4 protein-coding genes and 1 pseudogene are annotated in these 3,482 nt (G+C 69.7%); 2 read left to right on the top strand and 3 right to left on the bottom strand.

Annotated features, from left to right (window positions below):
* From ABZ260_RS48745 to ABZ260_RS48735, 3 genes and pseudogenes are all read right to left on the bottom strand, one after another.
* Nucleotides 1-341: pseudogene (locus tag ABZ260_RS48745) on the bottom strand ((2Fe-2S)-binding protein); the annotation flags it as partial.
* Nucleotides 338-1,153: a c-type cytochrome gene (locus tag ABZ260_RS48740; protein WP_355632136.1), complete on the bottom strand. Its 816-nt coding sequence runs from the start codon at nt 1,151-1,153 to the stop codon at nt 338-340. The gene ABZ260_RS48740 and the pseudogene ABZ260_RS48745, both read right to left, overlap by 4 nt.
* Nucleotides 1,154-1,169: 16 nt before the next feature.
* Entirely contained in the window at nt 1,170-1,787 is a 618-nt protein-coding gene (locus tag ABZ260_RS48735; RefSeq protein ID WP_355632133.1) for a heme-copper oxidase subunit III, read from the bottom strand.
* 195 nt (nt 1,788-1,982) lie between these two features.
* On the opposite strand from ABZ260_RS48735, the gene ABZ260_RS48730 reads away from it, so the two are divergent.
* Together ABZ260_RS48730 and trpD are read left to right on the top strand one after the other, a co-directional pair.
* Nucleotides 1,983-2,381 (top strand): hypothetical protein, encoded by a 399-nt coding sequence (locus ABZ260_RS48730; RefSeq protein WP_355632139.1) that lies wholly within the window; start codon nt 1,983-1,985, stop codon nt 2,379-2,381.
* A gap of 18 nt (nt 2,382-2,399) precedes the next feature.
* The coding region (trpD, locus tag ABZ260_RS48725) for an anthranilate phosphoribosyltransferase (RefSeq protein ID WP_355632130.1) at nt 2,400-3,482 on the top strand (1,083 nt) is incomplete at its 3' end.

Here is a 3,482-nt window from a genome sequence, read left to right as displayed (position 1 = left end):
ATGCCCGCGGCCAGCCCGAGCAGGGCCAGCGTGAGCGTGCCGCCCAGCGCGAGGTTGGAGACCTGCGTCTTCTCGATGTCGCCGACCTGGAAGACGACGTACGACACCACGAAGCCGATGCCGGCCAGGAAGGCGACGAGGAAGCAGAGGGCGGCGTACTTCTCGCCCTTCTTCGCGGTCGTCTCGTCCTGCGGGGTCACGCCGGGAACCTGGACGACCTCGGTCGACGGGCGCTCCTCGGTGCCGAGCAGGGAGGTGCTCGCCGCGGGTGGGGGGGTGCCGATGACGCGCCTTGGCACGCGTTCCTCCGGCTGTTCGATGCCGTGATTGTTCTCAGTCATTTGGCCTGTCGCCTCTTCGCGGTGATCCAGATGGCGGCCAGGGAGAGGAGGCTGAGTCCGACGACCCAGGCCACCAGACCCTCGGTGACCGGGCCGATGCGGCCCAGACCGGCGCCGCCCGGGTTGGGCTCCTCACGCACGCCCACGATGTAGGCGATCATGTCCCGCTTCTGCTCGGGAGTGATGATGCTGTCGTTGAACACCGGCATCGCCTGGGGGCCGGTGACCATGGCCTCGTAGATCTGCTTCTCGGTGGCCTCGTGGAGCGGCGGAGCGTACTTGCCCTGGGTCAGGGCGCCGCCGGAGCCGACGAAGTTGTGGCACTGGATGCAGTTCGCGCGGAACAGTTCGCCGCCCTTGGCCTTGTCACCCTTGGAGGCGTCGACCTGCTCGGCGGTCGGTACGGTCGGACCACCGCCCAGGGACTGCACATAGGCGGAGAGCTGCCGGATGGTGTCCTCGTTGACCCACGGCGCCGGGGGCTTGCGCGGTGCCTGCGCGCCGGGGTTGGCCAGGGGCATGCGGCCGCTGCTGACCTGGAAGTCCACCGAGGCGGCGCCGACGCCGATCAGGGTCGGACCCGAGGCGGTGCCCTCGGCGTTGAGCCCGTGGCAGCTGGAGCAGCTCTGCTCGAAGAGCTTCTTGCCCTCGGCCACGTCGTCGGCCCTGCCGGACGCGATGGCGGCGTCGGCCTGACTGCTGGAGGAGACCGTCAGGGCAACGGTGTAGACCCCGCCGATCAGGGCCAGGGCCAGGAGCAGGACGGCGTATCTCGCGAGGGGATGCCGCCGCCCAGCGGTGATCCTATTCACAGAGATCCCCGATTCCTTATTGAATTCCATAGATGGTTACGAAAAGGCCGATCCAGACCACGTCGACGAAGTGCCAGTAGTAGGACACGACGATCGCGCTGGTCGCCTGCTCACGGGTGAAGCGCTTCGCGGCGTACGTGCGTCCCAGCATGAAGAGGAACGCGATCAGTCCACCGGTCACGTGGAGGCCGTGAAAGCCCGTGGTCAGGTAGAACACCGAGTCGTACGCGCTGTGCGACAGGGTGTGTCCTTCGTGGACCAGCTCGTTGTACTCGTACAGCTGGCCGGCCACGAACACGGAGCCCATCAGGAAGCTGACGATGTACCAGAAACGCAGCTTGGCGACCTGGCCCTTCTCAGCCGCCCACACGCCCAGCTGGCAGGTCACACTCGACAGGACCAGGATGATCGTGTTGCCCAGGGCGAAGGGGACGTTCAGGGGGGCCTCCGGCCAGGGCAGTCCCTGGCTGAGGCTCACAGACCGGATGGTGAAGTACATCGCGAACAGCGCCGCGAAGAACATGAGCTCGGAGGACAGCCAGACGATCGTCCCGACGCTGACCAGATCGGGTCTGCGGGACGAGTGTGCTGTCGTCGTCGTTGAAATTGCGGATGCTGTCGCCACGGGCAGCATTATTGCGGCTCTCCTGCTCGGGTCGCCGCACGACCCCCCGATAGGGGGTGCATACGCCCCTAAAAAGTGGACGTATAGGGCAATTTGCTCAGGTGCGGCTCCGGCCTGGGTCTCCGGGCCGGCTGACCGGTAGCATCCCAGGTGACCATACATCGACGAGGGATAGTGAGCGCGACCGTGAGCACCGACGACAAGATGAGGGTCCTCGTCTACAGCGACGACGCGAGCACCCGCGAGAAGGTGCGGCAGGCACTCGGCCGCCGCCCCGCCGCCGACGTGCCCCTCGTGGAGATCGTGGAGTGCGCCACCCACGCCAAGGTCGTCCAGCACTTCGACTCCGGTGAGATCGACGTCGCCGTGCTCGACGCCGAGGCCCAGCCCGCAGGGGGCATGGGGGTGGCCCGTCAGGCCAAGGACGAGGTCCACGACTGCCCGCCGATCTGCCTGCTGATCGCCCGCCGCGACGACCGCTGGCTGGCCGAGTGGTCGCGCGCCGAGGCCGTCGTGCCGCAGCCGATCGACCCGGTCGTCCTCGCGGAGACCGTCGCCGACCTGATGCGCCGCCGCCTGTCCACTCGTCTGACCGCCCGGTAAAACCTCCTGGAGAACCGCATGGACGCGCGCACCACCTGGCCGGCGCTGTTGTCCGCCCTGCTCGCGGGCGAGCACCTGACGGCGGACGAGACCGCCTGGGCGATGAAGCAGATCATGTCCGGCTCCGCCACCCCCGCCCAGATCGCGGGCTTCGCGGTGGCGCTGCGGGCGAAGGGCGAGACCGTCGCGGAGGTGACCGGCCTGGCGCGCACGATGCTGGAGCTGGCCACCCCGCTGACGGTCGAGGGGCCCGTCGTCGACGTCGTCGGCACCGGCGGTGACCGGGCGCACACCGTCAACGTCTCCACCATGGCCGCGATCGTGGCCGCCGCGGCGGGGGCCAGGGTCGTCAAGCACGGCAACCGGGCCGCCTCCTCCTCGTGCGGCGCCGCCGACGTCCTGGAACACCTGGGGATCGTGCTCGACCTGTCTCCCGCGGACACCGCCAGGGTCGCGGTGGAGGCCGGCATCGCCTTCTGCTTCGCGCCGGTCTACCACCCGGCACTACGCTTCGCGGGCCCGCCGCGCAAGGAGATCGGCATCCCCACGGTCTTCAACTTCCTGGGACCGCTGACCAACCCGGCCAGGCCCGACGCCCAGGCGATCGGCATCTTCGACGCGGGCATGCTCCCCGTCGTCGCGGGCGTCTTCGCCGAGCGCGGGGTCTCCGCCCTGGTCTTCCGGGGCGACGACGGGCTGGACGAGCTCACCACCGCCACGACCTCCTCGATCTGGGTGGTGCGCGAGGGCGGCGCCGAGCAGACCGTCTTCGACCCGGCGGTCCTCGACATCCCCAGGGCGGCGCCCGACGCGTTGCGCGGCGGGGACGTGGTGTTCAACGCCAGGGCCGTGCACGACCTGGTCGGCGGCAAGACCGGCCCGGTCCGCGACGCGGTGCTGCTGAACGCCGCGGCCGCGCTGGTCGCCCTCGACGGTGCCGGCGACGACCTGAACGCCGCGATGGCCGCGGGCTACGAGCGCGCCATGCGGGCCGTCGACTCCGGTGCACCACGGTCCGCCAGCCCGTCCAGGCCATGGGGGTCGCGGCCGTACGCGCCCTGCTCGACGAGATCAAGGGGCGCCCCGCCAGGGCCGCCGAGT

The sequence above is a fragment of the Streptosporangium sp. NPDC006013 genome (assembly GCF_040614275.1).
Classification (GTDB): Bacteria; Actinomycetota; Actinomycetes; order Streptosporangiales; family Streptosporangiaceae; genus Streptosporangium.
The sequence above is the reverse complement of the archived record's forward strand: the minus strand, read 5'-3'. Positions and strand labels throughout refer to the sequence as shown.

Bases quoted from the DNA above. Each gene is read 5' to 3' on its own strand.
- ABZ260_RS48730 (WP_355632139.1), top strand. From the start codon at position 1,983: ATGAGGGTCCTCGTCTACAGCGACGACGCGAGCACCCGCGAGAAGGTG.
- ABZ260_RS48735 (WP_355632133.1), bottom strand. From the start codon at position 1,787: ATGCTGCCCGTGGCGACAGCATCCGCAATTTCAACGACGACGACAGCA.